The organism is Capnocytophaga sp. oral taxon 338 str. F0234 (assembly GCF_000192225.1).
Lineage (GTDB): Bacteria > Bacteroidota > Bacteroidia > Flavobacteriales > Flavobacteriaceae > Capnocytophaga.
In genome coordinates, this window is the sequence record NZ_GL872413.1 from 1,448,192 (window position 1) to 1,449,462 (window position 1,271).

Annotated in this window: 1 protein-coding gene and 1 pseudogene; both read right to left on the reverse strand. The window is 30.3% G+C overall.

Translation table 11 applies throughout. The annotated features are described in order from the left end of the window. Positions 1-38: 38 nt before the first annotated feature. Positions 39-671: a hypothetical protein gene (locus HMPREF9071_RS06625; protein WP_009745832.1), complete on the reverse strand. Its 633-nt coding sequence runs from the start codon at positions 669-671 to the stop codon at positions 39-41. A 222-nt stretch (positions 672-893) separates the two neighbouring features. Beyond that, positions 894-1,271 (reverse strand): annotated as a pseudogene (locus HMPREF9071_RS06630) (hypothetical protein); the annotation flags it as partial.

Sequence of the window (1,271 nt, forward strand, 5' to 3'; positions counted from 1 at the left end):
CCAAATGTTAACATAAATATTATTTTTTTCATAGTTTTTTAAGGTCTCCAATCACTAGCCTCTTCCTTTATTTTGGTTATTTTTACTTTTTCGTTTTTGTGTTGCCTTGATGTACTTATAAAACTTTCAAGCTGGTTTAATAATCCATCTGGCGCTTGGATAATATCTCCTATCCAATTTATCCCTTTATAAAAAGGAAACGCTTCTTGGATAGCTGTTTTTACAGTAGTGGTACACTGCTCACCTTTCCAAGGATAAACACTATATAACTTTAAGTGCTGATATCTATTTTTCCACCATTTTTCCATTTTATTGGCTTCACTTTCTTTCACATAGAACTCTATTTTATAAACTTCTCCGTAAATATTTGTTAATCTCCAATCTAAATTTATAAAATCTAAAATTTCATTTAATGTTATATCTTCACTTTCTTTACCCAATCTTTTTCCAATCATCTCTCCCCACCAAGAACGACCAGGAGCATTTTTAAAATTAAGAGTGTTTTCGTTAATATTGACTACATCATCTCTGTCGCCATCGTTATTAAAATCTACATCATATTCTTCTTCACTCATTGGAACAATTTCTCCTAATGTTGCTGGATTTGGAGTTCCATTATTATTTAAGTCATAATCTGGACCATAATCAAAATATTTATTCCCAATTGCCATACCCGTATGTCCTGCAAAATCAAATCGATCATTAATGTATTGTAAAATCTTTTCAATATCATAGATTTCAGTAACACCGTTGTTGATTATTTTTATTTTTGCAATCCCATTCCATTTCCTCTCTATTAAATCTTTCCATCATTGTCTTACGGCTTCCGAGGCAAAACTTCGTGTGCAGCGATTTGCTCATCAGCATTAGAAGCTGCCAACTCAAAAATTATATCACGGCTCTGTAAAGATATAATCAAGGTTTTTATAATTCTTCCCAAATGCTGCTCTATATCTTTTTGCGTACTCTTGTTTTGAAATCTGTTTTCCAGAAATTGCATCTATAAAATAATGTAGATCACAATTTCTTTCTAAACAAACTATCAGATGATCCTTTTCTCTTTTTTGTTTTTCTTTTTTTACTAATTCTATATATTCCTCTTTTTTTGCTAATTCTATATATTTCTCTAAACATTTATCTTCTGGGTAACCATCTTTTATCACAACTTTCCACACATTCATTTTTTCTACATAATATAATTGAAATCCAAAATAATTTGTTCCTCTAATATCAACAATTCTACCTTTTCCAGTTTTAAGGTTGATATGTCC